23 protein-coding genes and 4 tRNA genes are annotated in these 23,529 nt (G+C 38.6%); 19 read left to right on the top strand and 8 right to left on the bottom strand.

The window, feature by feature from the left end; translation table 11 throughout:
- The first annotated feature begins 268 nt into the window (after positions 1-268).
- The 3 genes from EXE10_RS02630 (at position 269) to EXE10_RS02620 (ending at position 3,649) form a co-directional block, all read left to right on the top strand.
- Positions 269-2,368, top strand: coding sequence for an FUSC family protein (locus tag EXE10_RS02630; RefSeq protein ID WP_087552268.1), 2,100 nt, complete (start codon positions 269-271; stop codon positions 2,366-2,368).
- Positions 2,369-2,370: 2 nt separating this feature from the next.
- The gene (locus EXE10_RS02625) at positions 2,371-2,577 is read left to right on the top strand and encodes a DUF1656 domain-containing protein (protein ID WP_130112258.1); all 207 of its coding nucleotides are present in this window, start codon (positions 2,371-2,373) and stop codon (positions 2,575-2,577) included.
- Positions 2,578-2,638: 61 nt separating this feature from the next.
- The gene (locus EXE10_RS02620) at positions 2,639-3,649 is read left to right on the top strand and encodes an HlyD family secretion protein (RefSeq protein WP_087552270.1); all 1,011 of its coding nucleotides are present in this window, start codon (positions 2,639-2,641) and stop codon (positions 3,647-3,649) included.
- Positions 3,650-3,704: 55 nt separating this feature from the next.
- Here EXE10_RS02620 and EXE10_RS02615 read toward each other — a convergent pair whose 3' ends face one another.
- Genes EXE10_RS02615 through EXE10_RS02605 form a run of 3 tightly spaced genes read right to left on the bottom strand, consistent with a single transcriptional unit; the run spans position 3,705 to position 5,453 of the window.
- Positions 3,705-4,418, bottom strand: a complete 714-nt coding sequence (locus EXE10_RS02615) for an SDR family NAD(P)-dependent oxidoreductase (RefSeq protein WP_087552271.1) — start codon at positions 4,416-4,418, stop codon at positions 3,705-3,707.
- A 14-nt stretch (positions 4,419-4,432) separates the two neighbouring features.
- Positions 4,433-4,906, bottom strand: coding sequence for a Holliday junction resolvase RuvX (gene ruvX, locus EXE10_RS02610; protein WP_087552272.1), 474 nt, complete (start codon positions 4,904-4,906; stop codon positions 4,433-4,435).
- Positions 4,899-5,453: a YqgE/AlgH family protein gene (locus tag EXE10_RS02605; protein WP_068973855.1), complete on the bottom strand. Its 555-nt coding sequence runs from the start codon at positions 5,451-5,453 to the stop codon at positions 4,899-4,901. The genes ruvX and EXE10_RS02605 overlap by 8 nt, the downstream gene beginning before the upstream one ends.
- A gap of 430 nt (positions 5,454-5,883) precedes the next feature.
- Between EXE10_RS02605 and EXE10_RS02600 the strand changes: the two genes are divergently transcribed.
- Genes EXE10_RS02600 through EXE10_RS02585 form a run of 4 tightly spaced genes read left to right on the top strand, consistent with a single transcriptional unit; the run spans position 5,884 to position 9,269 of the window.
- The gene (locus EXE10_RS02600) at positions 5,884-7,185 is read left to right on the top strand and encodes a COG3014 family protein (protein WP_228255409.1); all 1,302 of its coding nucleotides are present in this window, start codon (positions 5,884-5,886) and stop codon (positions 7,183-7,185) included.
- A 23-nt stretch (positions 7,186-7,208) separates the two neighbouring features.
- The gene (locus tag EXE10_RS02595) at positions 7,209-7,613 is read left to right on the top strand and encodes a DUF1425 domain-containing protein (protein ID WP_087552274.1); all 405 of its coding nucleotides are present in this window, start codon (positions 7,209-7,211) and stop codon (positions 7,611-7,613) included.
- A 12-nt stretch (positions 7,614-7,625) separates the two neighbouring features.
- Positions 7,626-8,222: a penicillin-binding protein activator LpoB gene (gene lpoB, locus EXE10_RS02590; RefSeq protein ID WP_068973852.1), complete on the top strand. Its 597-nt coding sequence runs from the start codon at positions 7,626-7,628 to the stop codon at positions 8,220-8,222.
- A 51-nt stretch (positions 8,223-8,273) separates the two neighbouring features.
- Positions 8,274-9,269 carry a CsgG/HfaB family protein gene (locus tag EXE10_RS02585; RefSeq protein ID WP_228256769.1) on the top strand — a complete coding sequence of 332 codons (996 nt, stop codon included), beginning with the start codon at positions 8,274-8,276 and terminating at the stop codon, positions 9,267-9,269.
- A 111-nt stretch (positions 9,270-9,380) separates the two neighbouring features.
- Here EXE10_RS02585 and recN read toward each other — a convergent pair whose 3' ends face one another.
- Positions 9,381-11,042: a DNA repair protein RecN gene (gene recN, locus EXE10_RS02580; RefSeq protein WP_130112257.1), complete on the bottom strand. Its 1,662-nt coding sequence runs from the start codon at positions 11,040-11,042 to the stop codon at positions 9,381-9,383.
- 113 nt (positions 11,043-11,155) lie between these two features.
- Between recN and EXE10_RS02575 the strand changes: the two genes are divergently transcribed.
- From EXE10_RS02575 to EXE10_RS02560, 4 genes are all read left to right on the top strand, one after another.
- Entirely contained in the window at positions 11,156-12,466 is a 1,311-nt protein-coding gene (locus EXE10_RS02575; RefSeq protein WP_130112256.1) for a tetratricopeptide repeat protein, read from the top strand.
- An 83-nt stretch (positions 12,467-12,549) separates the two neighbouring features.
- Positions 12,550-12,873: a pyrimidine/purine nucleoside phosphorylase gene (locus EXE10_RS02570; protein WP_068973849.1), complete on the top strand. Its 324-nt coding sequence runs from the start codon at positions 12,550-12,552 to the stop codon at positions 12,871-12,873.
- A gap of 177 nt (positions 12,874-13,050) precedes the next feature.
- Entirely contained in the window at positions 13,051-13,803 is a 753-nt protein-coding gene (gene rlmB, locus EXE10_RS02565; RefSeq protein ID WP_068973848.1) for a 23S rRNA (guanosine(2251)-2'-O)-methyltransferase RlmB, read from the top strand.
- 56 nt (positions 13,804-13,859) lie between these two features.
- Positions 13,860-14,777, top strand: coding sequence for a DMT family transporter (locus tag EXE10_RS02560; protein ID WP_087552277.1), 918 nt, complete (start codon positions 13,860-13,862; stop codon positions 14,775-14,777).
- Between the two features lie 12 nt (positions 14,778-14,789).
- Here the strand turns inward: EXE10_RS02560 and coaE are convergent, their stop codons facing one another.
- The 4 genes from coaE to pilB are packed head-to-tail and all read right to left on the bottom strand — an operon-like array spanning position 14,790 to position 19,283.
- Complete coding sequence (gene coaE, locus EXE10_RS02555) at positions 14,790-15,401, bottom strand: dephospho-CoA kinase (protein WP_087552278.1); 612 nt, start codon at positions 15,399-15,401, stop codon at positions 14,790-14,792.
- Positions 15,402-15,439: 38 nt separating this feature from the next.
- Complete coding sequence (locus EXE10_RS02550; RefSeq protein WP_087552279.1) at positions 15,440-16,300, bottom strand: prepilin peptidase; 861 nt, start codon at positions 16,298-16,300, stop codon at positions 15,440-15,442.
- On the bottom strand, positions 16,300-17,526 hold the full coding sequence (locus EXE10_RS02545) for a type II secretion system F family protein (protein ID WP_087552280.1): 1,227 nt from the start codon (positions 17,524-17,526) through the stop codon (positions 16,300-16,302). Before EXE10_RS02545 ends, EXE10_RS02550 begins: the two co-directional genes overlap by 1 nt.
- Positions 17,527-17,558: 32 nt before the next feature.
- Complete coding sequence (gene pilB / locus EXE10_RS02540) at positions 17,559-19,283, bottom strand: type IV-A pilus assembly ATPase PilB (protein ID WP_087552281.1); 1,725 nt, start codon at positions 19,281-19,283, stop codon at positions 17,559-17,561.
- A 253-nt stretch (positions 19,284-19,536) separates the two neighbouring features.
- On the opposite strand from pilB, the gene tpiA reads away from it, so the two are divergent.
- From tpiA to nusA, 8 genes are all read left to right on the top strand, one after another.
- Complete coding sequence (gene tpiA / locus EXE10_RS02535; RefSeq protein ID WP_087552282.1) at positions 19,537-20,331, top strand: triose-phosphate isomerase; 795 nt, start codon at positions 19,537-19,539, stop codon at positions 20,329-20,331.
- 9 nt (positions 20,332-20,340) lie between these two features.
- Positions 20,341-20,673 carry a preprotein translocase subunit SecG gene (gene secG, locus EXE10_RS02530; protein ID WP_087552283.1) on the top strand — a complete coding sequence of 111 codons (333 nt, stop codon included), beginning with the start codon at positions 20,341-20,343 and terminating at the stop codon, positions 20,671-20,673.
- Positions 20,674-20,734: 61 nt separating this feature from the next.
- Positions 20,735-20,819 (top strand) — tRNA-Leu (locus EXE10_RS02525).
- Positions 20,820-20,866: 47 nt separating this feature from the next.
- Positions 20,867-20,943: transfer RNA gene (locus EXE10_RS02520), tRNA-Met, on the top strand.
- A gap of 67 nt (positions 20,944-21,010) precedes the next feature.
- Positions 21,011-21,087 (top strand) — tRNA-Met (locus EXE10_RS02515).
- A gap of 90 nt (positions 21,088-21,177) precedes the next feature.
- Positions 21,178-21,254, top strand: a tRNA-Met gene (locus EXE10_RS02510).
- A 217-nt stretch (positions 21,255-21,471) separates the two neighbouring features.
- Entirely contained in the window at positions 21,472-21,996 is a 525-nt protein-coding gene (gene rimP, locus EXE10_RS02505) for a ribosome maturation factor RimP (RefSeq protein ID WP_087552284.1), read from the top strand.
- A gap of 34 nt (positions 21,997-22,030) precedes the next feature.
- The gene (nusA, locus tag EXE10_RS02500) at positions 22,031-23,515 is read left to right on the top strand and encodes a transcription termination factor NusA (RefSeq protein WP_068973839.1); all 1,485 of its coding nucleotides are present in this window, start codon (positions 22,031-22,033) and stop codon (positions 23,513-23,515) included.
- Positions 23,516-23,529 lie beyond the last annotated feature (14 nt).

Raw genomic sequence — 23,529 nt, 5'->3', positions numbered from 1 at the left:
TTGTATTTGAACAAAAACATTCAATAAGAAGTCTATTGAATGTTCATATTATTGTTCGCTTATTCACATATTTAAATTTTTTACAAACTTCACTGTTTATTGATTTAGATGGTGCAGTTTTTTGGTCGCTCTAAAAAACCAAAATGTGATGTATGCAACTAAAATTGTAATAATGACGCTGTATCTTTCAGAGATTTTAAGTCGAAGGACAGCCGTTAAAAATTGCAATGGAGAAGCCAAATAAAATTTAAGTTATAGCGAGCGCAAAATGTTACTGATCAAACCACTATTGGCTTTTAGACCCAATAAATTGGATTGGATTTTTGCGAGCAAAACTTTTATTGCGGGGATGTTGGCTCTTTATATAGCCTTTGAATTGAACCTCAGTTATCCGATTTGGGCGATTGGTACCGTATTTGTCACAGCAAACCCTTATTCAGGTATGTTGGCTTCAAAAAGTATCTATCGTCTTTTAGGTACATTATTTGGGGCGATTTTTGCACTCGCCGTCACATCACATTTGATCAATACACCATGGCTATTCGTTTTTGTACTGGCAACTTGGGTGGGGATTTGTCTCTACCTGTCACTCATAGATCGTTCACCTCGAAGTTATGTGGTGATGTTGGCAGGATACACGGCAGTTATTATTTGTTTTAACTCAATTTATTACATTGAGACAGTTTCTATTTTTGATATGGCAGTTGGGCGCTTTTTAGAAATTTCTCTGGGCGTGGTCTGTGGTTCTGTAGTGTCTGCAACGATCTTTCCGATGCATATTGGACCTGTGGTGCAAATGCGAGTGTCGAAAACTTTAGCAGATACCAAACAAGCGTTTGACTCAATTTTATCTGACCCTAAACATTTGGATAATTACACGCAACTCTTAGCCAATATCACACGAGATACTTCGGATATTCATACCATGGCAGAGCATTTGAGTTATGAAAAATCAAAATTTAAAGGCATGACCAAACCACTACAAGAGTTATTACATCAAATGACGATGTTGGTTGCCAATCTGGTTGCAATGTCTGAACGCATGAAACAGCTTGATCAAATTGATTTAAATTATCGTCCATATCTCCGTGAATTCCATCAATGCATCGATCAGTTTTTAGATCAGCAAAAAAACTTAGAAGATCATGAGTTAAAGCATTTACCAGAGAACTTTGATTCAGATTTTCAAAATATTGCGCTACATGCAACATCTGAACAGCAGGTCATTCTAGGCAGTCTGAAAATGGATATTCGCCATTTTATTCAAAATGTTCGTGCCGTACAGTTAATTTGGCAACGAATCCAAAAAGGCGATAGCACATTACCTGAATCGATTGCACCGTTGACCACAGCCTATCCAAGTTTACATCGTGATTATGGTGTCGCAGTACGTGGTGGTTTATCTGCATTTCTTACCACACTTATAGCGTGCTCATTTTGGATACTGAGTGGTTGGAAAATGGGTTTTATGATGGCTGAAATGGCAGCGATCAGTGCATGTATTTTGACCTTTTTAGATGATCCAGTGCCTGCATTAAAAATGTTTATTCGCGCCAGTATTTACGCTGCATTTTTTGTCTTTATTTATGCGTATGGGATTTTTCCACATATCACAGCATTTTGGCAATTAGCACTGGTTTTGGCGCCATTCATCATGTTCTGTGTGATGTTGTACCTACATCCACCTTTACATGGTTTGGGCTTGCCTTTGATTATGAGCACGATCATGGGTTTAAATCTTCAAAATCGCTATGCCATGGATCAAGTGACATTCTTTGATGCATCTATTGGTACGGTGATTGGTCCTGTGATTGCGGTGTGCATGGTACAAATGGTGCGTGCAATGTCACCAGAAATGACTGTGCAACGGATGCTCGCTCTACATTATAAAGCGATGCGTGAAGCCATTCTTATGCCTTATGGCACAGGTTTTAGAATACATTTGCGCAGTATTCTGGATCGTATTGGTGTGCTGAATACCAAGATGATTCAGTCAGAACATCTCAAAGTGGAAATTAATAAGGCATTGATTGAATCTAGTGCTGCGATTGATTTAACCCGTTTACAAGAGCTGATGAAAAAACTGCCTGCGGATTCTATTACTGCGCTGTCTATTGCCAAATTACAAAGTCTACTGAGTCAGTGGTTTAGTGAGCGTGAAAGCTATCAAGTTGATGATGCTTTGCAACATCAATTGATTCAACAGTTTTCTCAAGTTGTTGCAGATGCGCAAGCTGTGGGGGATGAGGATATTCGCCATCGTATTGAAATTTCAGTCAATAACATTCGCAATAGCATTTGTCATCTTCCTGTTGTAGATACTCAAGCCACAGAACTACAAACGACAACAACTTTAATTGGAGCATAAATATGGGTGAGTTAAACATTTATGGCATTTATGTTCCGATATTTTTGATACAAGCCGTGATCGCTTTTGTGATTTGGAAATTTGTTTGTATCGGTACAGACCGTTTGATTGAGAAAGATTTAATCGCGTTGCCTAGTATTTTTAATATCAGCTTATATCTGATTATTTTATGGATTTTGCATTGGTTGGTGATTCAAATCACCACTTAAGTGTTGTGATCGGTTGCTAGGTGTTGTGTTGTTTTAAAAGTTTAATGATTGGACAAGTGAAATGAATAAGTTTGATGTGCGTAAAGTAATACGCCCAGTCTCTTTGGCTGTGGTGGTCATCATCGCGATCTTTTGTGGACTACATATTTGGAATTATTACAATGCTGAACCATGGACACGAGATGGTCGTGTACGTGGTGATGTGATTCAAGTGTCCTCAGATATTGCGGGGTTGGTCACTGAGGTGATGGTTCAAGATAACCAAACTGTGAAAAAAGGGCAGACTTTATTTAAAATTGATTTGGCACGCCAAACTTTGGATGTTGAACAAGCCAAGTCAGACTTAGCAAAAGCACAATCAGGATTGGCGGAAGCGGAAGCTGGGCTTGCAGAAGCCAGAGCGAATATTGTCAAATCCAAAGCTAATATTAATCTTGCAGATAAAAATGCCAGTCGCTATTCAAACTTGATGGATGGTGCAATCTCTAAACAAGAGCAAGATCAAATGTTTGCAACACGTGATCAATCACATGCTGAACATCAACAACTTGAAGCAGCTGTGCAACAAGCCGAAGCCAATATTAAACAGCAAAAAGCCTTAATAGAAGCTGCCAACAGTAGCGTACATTTGGCACAGCTCAATATGCAACGTTCTGAGGTGGTTGCTCCAGCGGATGGGACGTTGTCTAATTTTGATTTACGCGCAGGGAATTATGTCAAAGTTGGACAAGCTGTAGCTGCTTTATTAGATCGTAAACAACTGTATGTCGTGGGTTATTTTGAAGAAACTAAACTCAATAAAATTCATTTAGGTGATCCAGCAACGATTCAGTTGATGGGTGATTCTGAGAAATACAAAGGGCATGTTCAAGGGATTGCTTCAGGTGTTGAAGACCGTGAACGGACGACTTCTTCAGGCTTATTGGCGAATGTGAATCCTACATTCAGTTGGGTTCGTTTGGCGCAACGTGTCCCTGTGAAAATTGTTTTAGATGATGTTCCACATGATTCATTAGCATTTGTCGCAGGGCGTACCGTGACTGTACATATTTTGGAAAAACCGAAAAAGTAGTAGCTTCAAACTGATTCAGATCATTCAACTTTTGACCCACCGTGAGGTGGGTTTTTTATAGGTTTGAGTCAGCCATTGCAGGCATATCAATTTCTTTTACACAGCTCGCTTTGCTGGTCGATAAAATAAATTTGATTGCTAAAATCACATCTTGTAAGGGAATGAATTGATGATCGCTTTGTTGTAATACTTCATCGACAGGTGTATGTATATCAAACTCAGTGGCTAAATAGCCTAGATTTAGGATGCTAATGCCGATCTGGTCTTTGCGTAGGGTATCTCTGAGCGCGTGTACAATGCCTCTTAATGCAAATTTACTCGCTGAAAATACAACCTCCTTTCCTGAGTGGTTATCGAGTCCCCATGTTGAGCCAATTAATATAATTTTAGCATTTGGGGAAAGACGTAAATTCTCAAGTAAGGATTGAATTGTCAAAATACAGGATTGTATATTGGTATGAATTAGATTGGATATTTCTAAATCAGAACATTGTTCAAAGTCATAATCAGCATCAAAAGCTTTTTCTTCCCAAATGCCAACATTGTAAATTAGATAATCAACACTTTGTTTTTGAATTTGATTTTTAACACAATCTCTTGCTTGCTCAGGCTTAGAGAGGTCTGTAGAAATCCAATGGAAGTGAGGAAGATCGCAAGCAGGTTTTGAGCGAGAAATTCCAAAAACCTGATCTTGTATTTGAGGGACTGTCTGTAGAATAGCTTGTCCTAAGCCTTTACTGACACCATAAATTACAAAGGTTTTTGACATTTTGAATACTCTGCTTAAGGCGTTAAGCCTTCAGGATAACGATACCAACTTTCGATAAATAAAGCGGCAGCAATACTATCCGCAGATATTTTTTTCCCACGACCTTGTGCTTGATAATGCTCCAACTCATCACGTGCTTCACGGGTGGTAAGACGCTCATCGACCATGAAGGTTTCAATATTGGTTTGATGACGAATACGACGTGCAAATTTACGCGCACGGGTCGATAATTCAGATTCAGAATCATCCATATTTAGCGGTAAACCGACTAAAAATAAATTTGGTTGATGCTGTTTTACAATTTTTAAAAGTTCATCCCAATTTGGAATCCCATCTTTCATCGGGAAAAGTGCAAGCGGTGTAGCACTTTCAATCAGTGAAGAACCCACCGCCATTCCCATTTTTTGTGTACCAAAATCAAAAGCCATAATTAATTTTGGAGGCGTATTTTGTGAGGAAGCTTGTTGCGGTGGATTTAAATCAGGCATGTCCAATCTCAGAAGATAACCAAGTACGATCAATGCCTATTTTACGATATGCAGCATCCCAACGGTCGGTATAAGGTAAATTAAATACCAAATCCATATCAGAATCACAGACTAACCAATCACCGCGAGAAATTTCACCTTCAAGTTGGTTTTTCGTCCAACTGGCATAGCCCAACGCGATTTGATAGCGTCCTACACCTTCATTATGGGCAATTGCATCTAAAATATCTTTACTTGTGGTGATACACAGATTTTCCCCAACAGCAATCGACGAATGCCAAGTCGGTTGACCTGTATGTAACACAAAGCCTGCTTCAGGACGTAAAGGGCCACCTTGCAACACTTCATGTGGATGAACATTATCTGCTTCTATTTCAAGATCATTTAAAAGTTCTTTGACTTGAATCCCCGAAGGTCGGTTGATAATAATGCCTTGAGCACCCTCTTCATCGTGTCGAGCGATATAAATGACTGTATTGGCAAAAAAATCATCTGCCATTTCAGGTGGTGCAATTAGACAACGATGTGAAAGATATTGTTTGCTCAATATGCAACTCCTTTAATCCATTCAAATTAAGTTTTTAATTTTTTAAGAATATTCATGTCTATATAAATAGCATACTTCAAAGAAATAGTTTGATGATTCTTACAAAGGTGTGAAAAATATGCCATATTAAAACTCAATGTGTTTAAAAAACAATCAAACAAACCATTGAATAAAAATAATAATTTGCTTGCTATTTAATCTAAATTAAATGAATACGGTTAAAAAATATGATTCACTGATCATTCGATGTAATTTTGTTTAGTATATGTTGAAGATCTAGTTTTTATATAATTTTAATATTCAAGATGAATATTGAAACTATTGTTATTGATTTGTAATATCTCGCGCATACTTTATTAATAATCATAATATTATGGAATTTTCATTCACGAAAAATATTGGGGTCGCTTGTCTATCATTGGCTTTATCCATGAGTGTTCAAGCAGGGGTTTTTAGTACATATGAAGAAGATGGGGCACTTTTTAGAAGTGATCTGAATAGTCAGATCTCAGCACCGACTTTAGCCAAATTTGATAAAAATCTATCTTCTAAAGACGCCGTGTTGTACAACTTAGAAAAAGCACGTCTATTGCAAGTGAATCATCAGTATGAAGAAAGTGCAGAAGTCTATAAAAAAGCCTTTGAATTACTAGAAAAGCAAAATAATCGTGCCAAAGTCAGTGTTTCTCGCCTTGGTTTTAAAGCGCTTTCGATGCTGAGTAACGATTCAATCGTACCTTATGATGTACCCCCTTATGAGCAAGTTCTTGCACATATTTCTCAAGCGAAAAACTATATCTTTTTAAAAGATTCAGAAGCTGCAAGTGTTGAAATGCGAATTGCACAACGTATCCAGCGTGAAATTGAAATTGATCATGAAAAAGAGTTAGAGAAGAAGTCTGCAAAAGCCAGTAAGAATGAACCGAGTAATCCCGCTTTAGAAAATGTCGATGAAGCTTTCGCAGGACTAAATACGATTGCTGGGAAAATCAAAAATACTTACCAAAATGCTTATGCATTTTATATGGCTGCCAATCTTTGGGAAGCCGTTGGAGAATCCAATGATGCGTTGGTTGATTATAAAAAAGCTTATGAATTGCAACCAGATACAAACTTAGCCAAAGATGTACAACGTTTAGATCGTAGTCCAGCTCGTGGTAAAGGTGCTGTGCCAGTTATTGTATTTATCGAACAAGGAATTGTACCTAAAAAAATTGAAAACAAACTGGCTTTACCGATGCCAAACGGCATCATGAATATTGCATTTGCAACTTATGAACCAAGTACCTATGTCAATCCTGAAAGTCTAAATATCAAACTGGGCAATAAAGCACAACGCAGCTTTGTATTGAATGATATTGGCGCACTTGCAGTAAAAGATTTAAAAGAAAAAATGGTGGGAACGGTCACCAGTCAAATTCTGCGTGCAACGACTAAATATGCAGCTCAACAACAATTGGGACAGCAACTCGGCTCTCTAGGACAGTTGGCTGGCAACTTGATGAATATTGCTACAGAACGTGCAGATTTACGTGCATGGTCAACCTTACCGAGTAATACCCAAATCGCGCGCTTTGATGTCGCACCAGGAAAGCACAATCTACAGATTTTTGGAAAACGTGCTAACAGTGAGCCTGTGAGTTTGGATGTGGCAGCGAATCAAACTGTATTTGTTTATGTCAATGATGTGAATGAGCGTATCACGACCAGTATCAGTACCATCAGTTATTAATTTTTTAAATTAGAGAAAATGCAATGAAAACATTATTAAAGCTCAGTTTATTGGGTGTGCTTTCCGCAACAGTTGTGGGTTGTACAGCGCCAAATGCACTGTCAACAAAGACTGCAGCAGATGGTACATATGCAGTTAAAACCGTGAGCAATAGTCCTTGGTTAAACACCAAAGTTTCAGCTGAGCGTATCTCAATGGCTTATGCAGGGGATTTGAAAAAAGTTTCTTTAGGCATTAAGGGTGATTGGTTTGTGACCAAAGAATTTTTATACAAAATTGTTTGGGTCGATGCAAATAACATGGAAATTAGCCCAGAAAGTTCAATCTGGAAACCAATTCAATTGGCAGGTCGTGAAACGAAAACGGTTCAATCTGTTGCACCAAATCCATCGGCTGTTGATGTCATTGTTTATTTAAAAGGTAATTAAGGAAATAGATCCATGAATATGAAATTAGTTTTGGCTTCGGTTGCCACTGTAGTTGCATTAACGGGTTGTGCAAGCACTCAGGTGAATTATGGTGATGCGCAGTCTGTTGAAACATTAAACAAAGATTTTGGTTCTACAGATCTACAAATGATTGCCGACAAAATGGTGACAGATATGTTGTCATTCCCTGTGGTTGTGCAATTGACACAAAATCGTCGCCCAGTGATGTTTGTAGATAAAATTCGCAACAAAACTCAAGAGCATATCGACACTGAATCAATCACTGATACGATTCAAAATAAATTGATCAATTCAGGTAAATTCCGTTTTGTCGATATGACTGCTGCCAATGCGATGGCAGATCAATTGAACTATCAAAAAAATAGTGGTTTAGTGAATCAAGCGACTTCTGTAAAAGCAGGCGGTCATATCGGTGCTGAATACATGCTTAACGGTAACCTTTCAAGTATCGTGAAAAATGTTGGTGGTAAGAGCGATGTTTATTATAAATTCACTTTAAAACTACAAAACGTTCAAACGGGTATCGTTGAATGGACCAGTGAAAAAGAAATTCGTAAATCAGCAAAACGTTCAGCATTTGGCTTATAAAATCATTTTAGCGACTGTCTGAGGCAGTCGCTTTTTTTCTTGAAGATGAGAATGATGAAAAAAATATTACTTGCCGCAATTTTAGCAGGAGTGTGCAGTAGCAGCGCATTTGCAGCCCTAAAGGAAGTGGTTAAAGAAGCAACTGGAAGCGGTGCAACACAGCATCAAGCTATTTCAGAAGCACTTTTAATTGCTGTACAGTCTGTTAATGGTGCAACGGTTGCGCCACGTGCTGATATTGAAGAAACAGTTGAAATGTCTGTGAGCAATAATCAGTGGAAATATTCAGGTAAAGTTTCACCTGTATTTAGTGTGGATAATACTGGATCAGGTTCGGTAACAAAATTCCAAGTATTGAGTGTAACGGGCTCAAAAAATAACTATCGTGCTAAAGTTCGCGCGCATGTAGTTCAATTCCAGTCTACGGTTCAAGATCAACATTTGCGTCGTATCGCAGTATTGCCATTCCAATTTGCAGAGAAAAATAACCGTTCCTCAGCAACAGATTCAGCTGGTGAATTTAGTGTAGAACTAGCCGATGTGTTAGGCAATTATCTTGCACAATCAGGTCAATTGAGTTTGGTTGATCGCCATTATCTAGAAGAAATGATGTATGAAAATGCATTCTTACAATGGGATGGTGCGCCACAAGAAATGGCACGTATTGGTCAAAAAGTAGGTGCAGACTATTTATTGGTTGGGCGTATTAATAATTTGTCTGCTGCAAATTCAGATCGAATGTATGGTTTGAATAAAGGTGCTGAACAAATCCGTTTAACTTGGCGTGTAATCGAAGCGAATACGAGTAAAGTTGTGGCTTCAGGAACATTCAATCGCGCTTTGAACAATAGTTCTTTTCAAAATATGTTGAATAACAATTTAGATGAGAATAGTGCTGAAAAAGTTGCACAAGGACTGAGTCAAGAAGTATTGGCAGGATTGAAGTTACAGCCTTCGGCAGGTACTTATGGCAATCAAGGTACAAGTTTTACCCCGACTTACGATATGACACCAGGATCGAGTGAAAAACCGATTAAGTGGGATTAATCGAGATTGATTATTCTGAAAAAACCAGCCATTTCGATGACTGGTTTTTTTGCCTCTATTTTTGATGAATTGCGCTAAAAGAATTTTCAAGTTTAAGCAAATAAGGACTTATTAAGCATGTTGAAACTTAAGTTGTCGTAACTGTTTGGCATGTTGCAAAGTCGTTTCACTAATTTCAATACCACCCGTCATTCGTGCCAATTCAAAAATACGTTGATCTTCTTCAAGTTCAACAATGGTACTGCTTGCAGGATCAGTTTGTAATTTTTTCACCAGTAAATGCTGATCGGATTGTGCTGCAACTTGGGCTTGATGGGTAATACATAAGATCTGTACATGTTGCCCCAAACTACCCAAGAGTCGACCGACAATTTCAGCGGTCCCACCACTGATCCCGACATCGATTTCATCAAATACCAACACTTCAGCATCGGTTTTTTCAGCATTCATCACTTGCATGACGAGGGCAATACGTGACAATTCACCACCTGATGCAACACGTGCCAAAGGTTGTGGTGGGATGCCTTTATTGGCTGTGAATAATAGCTGAATAAAACTAAGTCCTTCGGCAGATACTTGCTCTAAAGGTTCAAACTTAAATTCAAAATGTGCTTCAGGCAGTGCCAATTGTTTGACTTGTTCCGTTAATTGTTTGGCTAATGGTTCAGCGGCATCACGACGAATTTGATCAAGGTATTGTGCTTTCTCGATAAAGGCTTGATGCGATTGTTCAACTTGTTCAGCTAAAGCTTCAGGATCTTCAAGTTGATGAAGCTGTGAAAGTTCAGCTTGCCAAGTTTCATACTGTTGTTTTAACTCGTCAGGTTGAATACGGTATTTTCGGGCTAAACGATGAAAAACTTCAAGTTGAGTATTCAACTCATCCATGCGTTCAGGATCAAAACTTTGACGGTCAATAAATTGACGTAAATTTGCAGTCGCATCATCAATTTCACTTTGCGCATTGATCAGAGAATTATAAATCTCAGACAGTTGCTCACTACGTCCTGCATGTGATTCTAAACGACGAATAATCGAAGAGATTTCTTGGCCAATATTCTGCTCAGATTCATCAAGTACATTGATGCTATAACTACAGTCTTGCATGATGTGTTCATGGTGACTGAGGCGGTCAAACTCTTGTTCTATTTCTTTATAGTCGATCTGTACAAGTTCTTCGAGTTCTTCGATTTGTAGTTCTAAGGTGCCTATGCGCTGTAAGCGATTGGCTTGAGCATCAATCGCGGCTTGATGGGTACGAATATTTTTTTGCCATGTACTATAAGCATTGCGAACATCTTGGGCAGGTTGGTAAAAATTACTATAGCGATCAATCCAATGCTTTGGATAAGGTGGTTCTAAAAGTTGTTGTTGACTGTGTTGGCTATAAAGTTGAACCAATAAACGTCCAACTTCTTTTAATTCAGACAGACTGCTTGGGCGACCATTAATCCATGCCTTACTGCGACCTGTAGCAAATATAACTCGTCTTAAATGGATTTCACCAGATTCGTCATCTAACTCATGGGTTTTTAACCATTCAGCTTCTGGACTATGTTCTTGGTAACTAAATACAGCGGTAATATCCGCTTTTTCTGAGCCATAACGGACATAGTTCGTGTCAGTACGTTCTCCTAAGCAGGCAGACAACGCATCTAATAATAATGATTTACCTGCACCTGTTTCGCCTGTGAGTACATTGAAGCCCTGATTAATATCGATGGCAAGGTTATCGGCTAAAGCAAAATTGATTAGATTTAAGTGTGTCAGCATAAACGCATCCAAGCTGCGAACGATTAGGTTCTAAGATAGTCAAGTTTTGTTTTTGTCACAAGTCAGAAAATATTCTAATATGAGGTATTTTATACATTCTAAATAATTTTAATATGAAAATGAAACTACCTTTGCCTAAGCCTCCAAATAATATGCACAAACAAATGAGTACGGCAGAGTTAAATAAAAAATTAGATCTTGCCTCTAAAGCATTTAGATCAGCACTAGCGCGAAACAACTTTGAAGAAGCATACCAAAAGATTCTTCCAGCACATCAAATTTTGCCGCAACATCCAAGTATTTTGATGGATTTAGCATATACAGAATTAAGATTGCACAAATTTGATTTAGCATATGATCATTATAAAAAAGCAATTAAATATAGTGGTGCTAAAGTTGACCCCAATATTTATGATGGTTTAGCAGAAGTATGCCATTTTTTAAATAAAAAAGATGAGCTTGTCCAATATGGGCGATTGGCTTTAGAAACTAAAAAAAATATGGTGAGCAATGAGCCAATCCTGAAACACATCCAAACACCGCCTGAAGCATTTAATCCACATCAGCCAAAAGAAAATATCATTGCATTTTCATTGTTTGGAAATTTGGCACGTTATTGTGAAACTTCCATTATTAATGTGGATTTGGTTAAAGAGATTTATCCTGAGTGGACGTACCGTTTTTATGTCAATGACACGGTAACGGATCTGGTCAAACAGCGACTCAGAGAGAAAGGTGCAGAAGTTGTTGAAGTGACACAAGCTCAAAATCAATTGTCTGGGCTGTTTTGGCGCTTTTTTGTGATGGATGATCCGACCGTTAAGCGCTTTTTGATTCGTGATGCTGATTCACTGGTATCGTATCGTGAAAAAGCCGCTGTAGATGCGTGGTTGAAGAGTGATAAATGGTTTCATACCATGCATGATTCATATTCACATACTGAGCTAATTCTTGCAGGGATGTGGGGCGGCTGTTATGGCATGTTTGAGAATATTGAACAGTTGATTCGTGATTTTATTGTTACTGGGCGCTTTTCCAATACACGTGTTATAGATCAGCATTTTTTACGCTATGCGATTTGGTCTACGATCAAGCAAAGTGTCTTGATTCATGACAGCCAAAGTTTTGAAGTGGATGCTATGCCATTTCCAAAACATGAACAATATACTGGTTTTGAAGACTTAAGCCAGTTTCATATTGGGATGAATGAAGGTTCTGGAAATTTGAAATTAGGCGTAAAATTTCCAAATCAGAAACAGGTTTTTTGGACCTTGCTAGATGAGAATGAACAACAAGTGTGTCGATATATTGCAGATGTCACAAAAGATCAGCAGATTATATTGGATGTACCAAGGTCATATGCACGACAGATCGAAAAGCAAAATTGGAAAATACAAGTAGACTTATTTGAAAACAATGAATGAAACATAGATTGATTAGTTGGTGAGGCAACATTAAACTACTCAAAACATAATTTTTATAAATGCGCATTATCTGGAGAATACGCATGTCAACTCAGTACGATCATGTATCCGTAGTAAAAAAATCGAATGTATATTTTGGCGGTTTATGTATTAGTCACACTGTTCAATTTGAAGACGGAACGAAAAAAACTTTAGGCGTGATTCTTCCATCAGAAGAAGCTTTAACTTTTGAAACGCATGTGCCTGAACGTATGGAAATCATTTCTGGTGAATGTCGCGTTAAAATTGCAGACAGTGAAGAAAGTGAATTGTTCCGTGCAGGTCAGTCATTCTATGTACCAGGCAATAGCCGTTTTAAAATCGAAACAGATGATGTTTTAGATTATGTATGCCATTTAGAAGGTTAATCTAAAGCTCCATTTTTCAAAGTGTAGATTGGATTGTCTTTACGAGTTTGGAAAATAAGCAAAGAATTTTTAAGCTAAATCGGTTAGACTAGATCATCAAATAAAATCCTGTAAAGTTGGCTTTGCAGGATTTTTCATTTCTATATTTCTATTATCGTGTTGTTAATGAGGTCGTTCATGGCGAAGTCCGAATATTATTATGGCGTTCATTCTGTGGAGTCATTATTGGAGTTAGAACCTGAGCGTGTTTTGACCTTATTTACCTTGAAAGGACGTGATGATCAGCGTTTGCAAAAGATTTTACAACTGGCTGAACCATTTGGAATCAGTGTGCAAAAAGCCAGCCGTGAAAGTTTGGAAAAACTGGCAGGGCAACCTTTCCATCAAGGTGTCGTGGCTGCAGTACGTCCACATCCTGTGCTGAATGAAAAAGACCTAGATCAATTACTTGAGTCTTCAAATCAACCTTTATTATTGGCTTTGGATCATATTACTGATCCACACAATCTCGGTGCTTGTATCCGAACTGCTGCGGCAATGGGTGTGGAAGCGGTGATCGTACCACGTGATCGTTCTGCGACTTTAACACCGACTGCACGTAAAGTTGCGGCAGGTGGTGCTGAAAAAGTGAAGTTTATTCAAGTGACTAACTTGGCACGTACATTGGGTCAAATCAAAGAAAACTACAATGTCCGTGTTGTTGGCACGATGTTGGATGAGAAAGCATTACCGATTCAAAAATTTGATTTTACAGGTACAGCAGTCTGTGTGGTGATGGGGGCTGAAGACACAGGCTTACGTCCAATCACTCAGTCGCATTGTGATCAAACGGTCTTTATTCCAATGTCTGGAAACCTACAAAGTTTAAATGTCAGTGTGGCAACAGGGATGGCGTTGTATGAAGCATGCCGTCAACGACAAACAAGCTAATTCACTATTTTTAGTGTCAATTTAATTATCAGTCCGCTGTAAATTAGAGAAAGATCATGATGACCTCCCGTACCCAAGGCTATTTATATGTAGCAATTACCATGTGCATTTGGGGCGGGTTTACCATTACATCAAGGTTGAATGCAATTTGGCATATCAGCCCTTGGGACATTACAGCTTTACGTTTTTCTCTGGCATTTTGTATTTTAATGCCAATTCTGCTTTATAAAAAAGACACGGCATTTTTATTAAAAAAAGAACCTTTTATTCTTGCTATGATTGGTGGGGTTGCTTATTGCCTAACTTCATATAGTGCTTTTCACTTTGTCCCCGCAGCACATGCAGCTATTTTCCTGAATGGTTGTATTCCTTTATGTACCGCTTTGGCAGGATTTATTTTATATAAACAGCCTTTCGATAAGCATACGTGGATCAGCTTGGTCATTATGATGACTGCGATTTCAGCCATGAGTTTCCTAATGTATGAGGAAACGGGCGTTGCTTTTGGCTTTGGTGATTTTCTATTCTTCTGTAGTGCGATTTGGTGGGGAATATTCACCGTCTTGTTGCGACAGTGGAAGCTATCTGCATGGCATTCGATGGCAGGTGTAGCGATTTGGTCAGCGATTATTTATGTGCCGATTTATTTATTGTTTCTACCAAAGCATCTTGATCAAGCCACTATGCCACATTTGCTTATGCAAACGCTTTTCCACGGCGTGTTCGTGGTGATTATTGCGACCTTGGCTTATGTGGAAGCGATTAAGCGTTTGGGCGCGTTTAAGACGGGCAGTATTGTCACACTTGCACCGTTCATTGCAGCCATTATTGCAGTACCATTGTTGAATGAACCGTTAAGCCTTGCGATTATTTGTGGTTTGATTGGTATGGGAATCGGTGCATTGCAACCTTGGCGCTGGTTTGCTCATAAGGACAGTTTACAAACCAGTTTAGAACAACAGAATAAAGATTAAGCCATCTGCTATTTATTGACTGTATTCGTTTTTAGATCTAGTTAAATATTGTTGGTGTAAGGGGGCGAGCTTTGTGTGTAAATGATCGATATGTCCATCATTTAACACAATGTCATTAGCCAACTCTTGTTTTTTCTCTCTTGGCATTTGCGCTGCAATAATTTTTTGAATTTGTTCAATAGATTGTCCATCACGCTGAGAAGCACGCAGAATTTGTAAATCCTCACTTGCATCAATCAGTAGTGTATGTTGTGTGAGTTGATGTTGATTGGTTTCAAACAATAAAGGTGAGACAAGAATTACATAAGGGCTCGTCGCTGCTTGAAGCTGTTGAATGATCGAGGTGCGGATCGCAGGGTGGGTGATTTGTTCGAGTTGATGGCGTGCTTCAGGTTCTTTGAAAATATATTCACGTAAAGCACGACGATCAAGTTCACCATTTTCAAGGAGTACCCAATCACCAAAAGTTTGCTGAATCTGTTGTAGTGCAGGCTGACCTTTTTCGACAATCTCTCGCGCCACAATATCAGCATCAACAACAGTAATTCCTTGGGTCTCGAACCATTGACTCGCAGCAGATTTGCCGCTACCAATTCCACCTGTTAAACCCAAGATAAATGACATGGTTGATTCCTGATTTTATAATTTAAAGTACTTTAAAATTATTGTCCTAAATAAATCTTCATGATTTGATCGCCCCATAAGAAAGCAATCCAACCTGCTATCGCGATATAAGGACCAAATGCGAAAGGAATATTTTCCTTGCGTATTTTGAGGAGAATAATTCCAATAATCGCGCCTACAACTGATGACAATAGAATAATTAATGGGAGGAGTAATGGTCCCATCCATGCACCCAATGCTGCAAGTAATTTAAAATCACCATAGCCCATGCCTTCTTTGCCAGTCACAACTTTAAAGAGGTAGTAGACAATCCATAAGCATAGAAAACCAATAATATAGCCCCAGATTGCTGATGTTGCAGTGGTGTATATGTTAAAACTGTTAATGCCTAAGCCAATCGCACCAAGTGTCAGAGTGAAGCGATCTGGGAGCAGTTGGGTATCAAAATCAATAAAGGTGAGGGTAATCAGCACCCATGTTAAAAAGACCCCGAAAACCATTTGTAAAGTTGGTCCAAAAACAGCAACGACAATTAAAGAGCATATAGCAGTCAGTAACTCAATAAAAGGATAACGAATGCTGATTGGGTTTTGGCAAGTACCACATTTTCCTTTTAATGCTAACCAACTAATAACAGGTATATTTTGATACCAACGAATTGAGGTTTTGCATTTTGGGCATGTTGAAGCTGGTTTGCTTAAACTGAGTTTTTCTTCATCAATGATAGGCTGCTCTGGATGAAGCAGAAGTTGACAGTCAGTATGCCACTCTTGTTCCATCATTTTGGGTGTTCTGTAAATGACAACATTTAAAAAACTACCAATGCACAAACTAAACACACCAACAGTCAAATAAAGTGCCGTTGGTGTTTGAATCAAATAATCGAGAAGTTCTTGCATTAAACTACTGAACCCATTTGGAAGATTGGAAGATACATTGCAATTACGAGACCACCAACAAGTACACCAAGTATAGCCATGATGAGTGGTTCCATCATCGAAGTTAAGCCATCAACAGCATTATCCACTTCATTTTCAAAGTGTGTTGCAACTTTATCTAGCATGGTATCCAATGCACCTGATTCTTCGCCAATGGCAACCATTTGAACTGCCATTGAAGGAAATAAGTTGGATGTCTTCATTGCAAAATTAAGTTGTTGACCAGTAGCTACATCTTCCCGAATTTTCATTACAGCATCTTCGTAAATTACATTATTGGTTGCACCAGCTGTTGACTTAAGTGCATCAATTAAAGGTACACCAGCAGCGAAAGTAGTCGCTAAAGTACGGCTATAACGAGCAATAATGGATTTGTAAATTAAATCACCAAAAATTGGCAGTTTTAAAGCCAATTTATCTAGTGTATTGCGAAATTTTTTACTACGTTTCTTGGACTCTAGAAAAAGAGTAATGACTAATCCTATCCCAATAATCATAAGGAACCAGTAAGATTGCATCCATTTCGACATATTTACGACCATTTGGGTGAAAGCCGGTAGATCAGCACCAAATGAGCTAAATAAGTCTTGGAACACAGGAACAACTTTAACCATTAGAATAATGGTGACGATGATTGCAACGCAAATAACTGCCATTGGGTATTTCATGGCTTTTTTAATTTTTTGCTTAAGAAGTTCTGATTTTTCTTTATAGATCGCAACACGATCTAGCATTGTCTCTAATGCACCAGAGATTTCACCAGACTCGACTAAAGAGCAAAATAATGGGTCGAAATGTTGTGGGTATTTTTGTAAAGCATCTGCAAAAGTACTTCCGCCCTCTACTTCTTTTTTTAAATTGAGAACTAAATCTCTCATGGTTGGATTTTCTAAGCCTTCAGCAACAATTTCAAAGCTTAAAATTAACGGAACACCAGCTTTCATCATTGTCGCTAATTGTCGGGTAAAAATAGTAATATCTAAAGTGGATATTTTTTTCTTAAATAATCCCTCTAGAATATTTTTACGCTTTTGACGGATAGTTTTAATGCTGATGCCCTGCTTTCGCAAGGTTACTTTCGCAAGAGCTAAGTTCCTTGCTGATAACTCCCCTTTAATTTTTCCCCCTTTACGATCAACTCCTTCATAAGTAAAAGTTGGCATCACTTGAGCATTATTAATTGCCATGGTTTCATCCTTAATTATTTTAGAGTTATATGCTATTCACTTGTAACACGATTGACTTCTTGTAAAGAAGTTAAACCATTCATCACTTTAATTAAGCCTGAGCGTCTTAAATTATTAAACCCCGATTTTTCAGATGCTGCTGCGATTTCAAGCGCATTACCATCTTCCATAATAATCTTCGAAATTTCAGGCGTGACTTTCATTACTTCATAAATACCTACACGGCCTTTATAGCCTTCTCTGCATTCTGGACAACCTACTGGTTGATAAACAGTAAATTTTGAACTAGATAAATCTTGTTCTGTAAATCCCAACTCAATTAAGCTATTTCGTGGAATTTGAATCGGTTTTTTACACTTATTGCATAGTCGTCTGGCAAGGCGCTGAGCGATTACCAAGTTGATAGATGTAGCAAGATTAAATGATGCCACACCCATATTATGCAATCTCGTTAATGTTTCAGGTGCACTATTGGTATGTAGTGTAGACATCACCATATGACCTGTTTGTGCAGCTTTAATCGCAATTTCAGCCGTTTCAAGGTCTCGAATCTCCCCGACCATGATGATATCAGGATCTTGACGTAAAAAAGATTTCAAGGCGGCTGAAAATGTTAATCCTACTTTTGGGTTGACGTTAACTTGATTGATACCTTCAAGATTAATTTCGACAGGATCTTCGGCAGTTGAAATATTCGAACTTTCGGTGTTCAAAATATTTAAGCCAGTATAAAGCGAAACGGTTTTCCCTGAACCTGTTGGTCCAGTAATTAATAACATACCTTGTGGTTTGTTTAGAGCTTCTAAAAAAAGTGCTTTTTGGTCTTCCTCGTAACCTAGCGCGTCGATACCTAATGTAGCACTTGATGCATCTAAGATACGTAAAACTAGTTTTTCACCATATAAAGTTGGTAATGAGCTAACACGAAAATCTATGGATTTAAACTGTGAAACTGGTAACTTGATACGACCATCTTGTGGTGAGCGACGTTCAGATATATCCATCTTCGACATGATTTTTAGTCGGACGGTAAGTCTAGGTGCAAGAACTAAAGGAGGAAACGAGATTGAATGTAACACACCATCAATACGGTATCTAATACGGTAAATCTTGGCATATGGTTCAAAGTGAAGATCAGATGCCCCCATTTTTATAGCATCATAAAGTATTTTATTTAAATATTTAACAACGATAGTATCGTCTTTTTCATGATCAGCATTTATATCAAAGTTGAGCTCTTTTAATATGTCTTCAGTGTTTTCGCTATCATCATTATTGTGAAGATTATTAAGAAATTCAAGCTGAGCATTTGTGCCGTAAATCTCTTCGAGAGCTCGTTCTAGTTTGTCATGTTCAACGATAATAATCTCAAGTTTTTTCTTGCTATTAAATCGAATGGTATCTAGATCATGTGTGAGAGTGGGGTCGGCTACTGCAATAAATAATGAGTGGTCTTTAACACTTAAAGGTATAACTTTATGTTTTGTGATTAATTTTTCATCGATTGCGCCTTTTGGAATTAGCGAAAGATTAAATGTGCTAAGATCAAGTAGAGGTTCTTCATATTCAGCAGAAATAGCCTCTGCAATGATTAATGGTTTTATATCAAAAGCTTCTACTAAGTATTGAACTATGAGTTTGTTGTTTTTATTTATTTCATAAAACATTCGATGAATCTGTTCATTTGTCAGAAATCCATTCGTTACTAAACGATCCAAATAGGTTGGATATTTTGACTTTAGTTCATCATCCGCCATTAGTTCACCCCAAATTTGTGAATATATATGAATTATTTAAAACTTATTTTTTAGATTATACGTATACTATTTTATTAAACAATCTTCAACGACCAAATCTATATTGAGGTCGATTCAATAGCAGTATGTGTTGGGTTTCAGAGAGTTCTTTTGAAACAAGGAAATTATATTTGATTTTTTTACCAAATAAAAAATTCAAAGTTTCTATAAAATCCGTGTAGAATGTGCTCATTTTCGATAAAAGGTTAGATGTATGTCGGATTCGACTATTACTCCTTGGGTTGTCGGCAATTGGAAAATGAACCCAATGCAAGCGAATTCGCAACAGCTCATTCAAGATTTAAAACAGTATTTAAAACAAACACCGATTACAGAACAACAATGTCATATTGGTGTTGCACCGATTTCTATTGCTTTATTGTCCGTTCAACAGTCATTGGTTGATGCACTGTCACCTGTTAAAGTTGTCGCTCAAGACCTTTCTCGTATGGCAGGTACAGGCGCATTTACAGGTGAAGTCAGCGCGGAGCTACTTAAAGACAGTCAAATTGATTATGTGTTGATTGGTCATTCTGAGCGCCGTGAAATTTTTGGTGATGATGTTGAACATGTGAAAGCCAAAGTTCTAAATGCACTGAATGCTAGTTTAACCGTCATTTACTGTGTCGGTGAAAGCTTGGAGCAGCGTGAAGCAGGGCAAGCTGAGCAAGTTGTGCTACAACAAATTTGTGACCTAGCGACAGTTGTAAAAGCAGATCAGTGGCGCAATATTGTAGTTGCTTATGAACCAATTTGGGCAATCGGCACAGGTAAGACAGCTTCTCCTGAAGATGCACAAGCGATGCATGCTCAAATTCGTCAAGGTTTGGCTCAAATTACAGCTGAAGGGAAGAATATTGCCATTTTGTATGGTGGTAGTGTTAAACCTGAAAATGCAGTAGAGTTGGCAGCTTGTCCAGATATTAATGGTGCACTGGTTGGTGGTGCATCACTCAATGCAGCGTCATTTTTTGAAATTGCTCGCGCATTTGCGAAAATAAAAGAATAGGAGTTCAGCATGCATACTTTTGTGCTGGTAGTACATATTATATTGGCTGTTCTGATGATTGGGCTTATTTTGGTTCAACATGGTAAAGGTGCAGATGCTGGCGCTTCATTTGGTGGCGGCGGTGCAGCAACTGTATTTGGTGCATCAGGTTCAGCGAGTTTTTTAACACGTTTAACTGCGATTTTAACGGCATTGTTCTTTGTTACCAGTATCACGCTTGCTGTGTTTGCGAAAAAGCAAACTTCCGATGCTTATGGTTTAAAAACTGTGCAAACAACATCGCAAGGTTCTGTACCTGCATCGTCAAATACGGGTGAAACTTCGCCAACCGCACCGAAATAACTCTTTTTTTGAAATTAAACCTTTCAATTTGGCGTGTAAGCTACTAGAATGCGTCACAGCTGCGGTGGTGGTGGAATTGGTAGACACGCTACCTTGAGGTGGTAGTGCTTTCGGGCGTGGGGGTTCAAGTCCCCCCTTCCGCACCAACAAAGAATCCAGAAATTTTTGTTGGTGTTTGCAGTGAATACGTTGTTGCGGGATGGAGCAGTCTGGTAGCTCGTCGGGCTCATAACCCGAAGGTCGTTGGTTCAAATCCAGCTCCCGCTACCAATTTAATTAAGATGCAACTTAATTAAAGGTAAAATTGAAAAATTTTACTCGTATATTTGCAGTTTGTTGCGGGATGGAGCAGTCTGGTAGCTCGTCGGGCTCATAACCCGAAGGTCGTTGGTTCAAATCCAGCTCCCGCTACCATTTTAGTTAAGATGCAACTTAACTAAGCTTAGAAATGAAACATATTGATTGAAATTTGAATCGTTTTTGAGTATAATATTGCAACGCTGATGCGGGATGGAGCAGTCTGGTAGCTCGTCGGGCTCATAACCCGAAGGTCGTTGGTTCAAATCCAGCTCCCGCTACCAAGTTTCTAAAAGGGCTCACAGATAGGTGGGTCTTTTTGTATAGTGAGCTACGGTTTACTGTACGATAATAGGGGCGATTACGCCCTTTTTTATTGGCTATCGTGTGGTGTGTACATCAATTGGTCAAAAAGACATGCTTCACTATAGTAAAGTTTGGTTAGTCCAAAAAATTGGTTAGTCCGATGAGCGATTGAATCGCACAAATTGACGAGAGTAAATGAAGCTATCAAATAAAACTCAGGCACTTCAAGATCTAATCACTCCTGCAGTGCAAGCTTGTGATGTTGACCTTTGGGGAATTGAATTTATCCCTCAAGGTAAACGTTCTTTATTGCGTATTTATATCGATAAAGAAGTTTCTGAAAATGCTGAACCTGTTCTAAATGAAGAGGGTGAGGTAGAGTTGGGTCGTGGTATCGGTGTACAAGATTGTGTACGTGTAACACAGCAAGTGGGTGCGATTTTGGATGTTCATGATCCAATTTCAGGTGAATATGCCTTAGAAGTATCATCACCAGGTTGGGATCGTCCATTTTTCCAATTGGCACAGCTACAAGCTTATATTGGTCAACAAGTTGCTTTGCGTTTAATCGCAGCGGTGGAAAATCGTCGTAAGTTTCAAGCGAAATTGGTTGCTGTTGATTTAGAAAATGAATTCATTCAAGTTGAAGTTGAAAAACAACAAATACTTGAAATTGATGCAAACAATATTGATAAAGCGAATCTGATCTATCAAGATTAATCCAGAAATAGAAATCTGAACAAATAGGTGACCTATGGCACGCGAGATTCTCACCGTCGTTGAAACGGTTAGTAATGAGAAAGGTGTAAGTCGCGAAGCAATTTTTGAAGCGCTTGAACAAGCTTTAGTTGCAGCGACTAAAAAGAAATTCTACGAAGGAACGAATTCGGAAGAAGCGCGTCTACGTGTGGAGATTGATCGTAAAACTGGTGACTATAGTACTTTCCGTCAATGGGAAGTGGTTGCTGACGAAGATCATGAAATGCCTGCGTGCCAAGATGCTATTTCTGATGTAGATCCTGCGCAGTGGTCAATCGGTGATATTCGTGAATTAGAAGTACCATCAATCGATTTCGGTCGTATTGCTGCTCAAATCGCGAAACAAGTGATTGTACAAAAAATTCGTGAAGCTGAACGTGCGTTGGTTGCAGATGCTTATGAATCTAAAGTGGGTGAGTTGATCTACGGTGAAGTGAAAAAACAAACCAAAGATGGCTTTATTATCGACTTAGGTGACAATGCAGAAGCATATTTAGCGCGTGAAGAAATGATTCCTAAGGAAATTCTTCGCCCTAAACAACGTATGAACGCAATTCTTTTCAATGTGAACCGTGAAGGTCGTGGCGCGCAATTATTATTGTCTCGTGCTAAACCTGAAATGTTAATCGCATTGATGAAAAAAGAAATTCCAGAAATTTCTGAAGAAATCATTGAAATTAAAGCAGCAGCACGTCAACCAGGCGTTCGTGCAAAAATTGCTGTGAAAACCAATGACCATCGTATTGACCCAGTAGGTGCTTGTATTGGTATGCGTGGTACACGTATCCAAGCAGTACAATCTGAGTTGAATGGTGAACGTATAGATGTGGTTGTATGGTCTGATGATCCTGCTCAATATATCGCTAGTGCTTTAGAGCCAGCAGATGTATCGGGTATTGTGATCGATGAAGAAGAGCGTACTGCAGATATTATTTTTGCGACCAGTGATCAACTCGCGCGTGCGATTGGTTCTCAAGGACAAAACGTTCGTTTAGCTTCAGAGCTAACTGGCTATAAACTCAATATGATGCTTGAAGATGAGTATCGTGCTCGTCAACAAAATGAAGCTCAACAATATTTAGACATGTTTGTAACGCGTCTTGATATTGAAGAAGATCTTGCAATGGCTTTAGTAGAAATGGGCTTCACTTCTCTTGAAGAGATTGCTTATGTACCTGCAGAAACTTTCGATGAAATCGAATTGGATGCGGATACAGTTGAATTGCTACAAAGTCGTGCAAAAGAAGCCGCTTTGGCAGATGCATTGAAACAACAAGAAGATATTCAGGATCCAAGTCCAGAGCTTCTTGAGATGGAAGGTATGACTTCTGAAATTGCGCATGCTTTAGCTGCTCGTGGTGTTGTAACAATCGATGACTTGGCTGACCAAGCAACTGACGATATTTCAGATATCGATGGTTTAGGTGCTGAAAAAGCAGGTCAATTGATTATGAAAGCACGTGAATCATGGTTTAACTAGGAGTGCATAAATGA

It is taken from the genome of Acinetobacter sp. WCHAc060033 (assembly GCF_004209125.1).
GTDB classification, from domain to species: domain Bacteria; phylum Pseudomonadota; class Gammaproteobacteria; order Pseudomonadales; family Moraxellaceae; genus Acinetobacter; species Acinetobacter wuhouensis.
The sequence above is the reverse complement of the archived record's forward strand: the minus strand, read 5'-3'. Positions and strand labels throughout refer to the sequence as shown.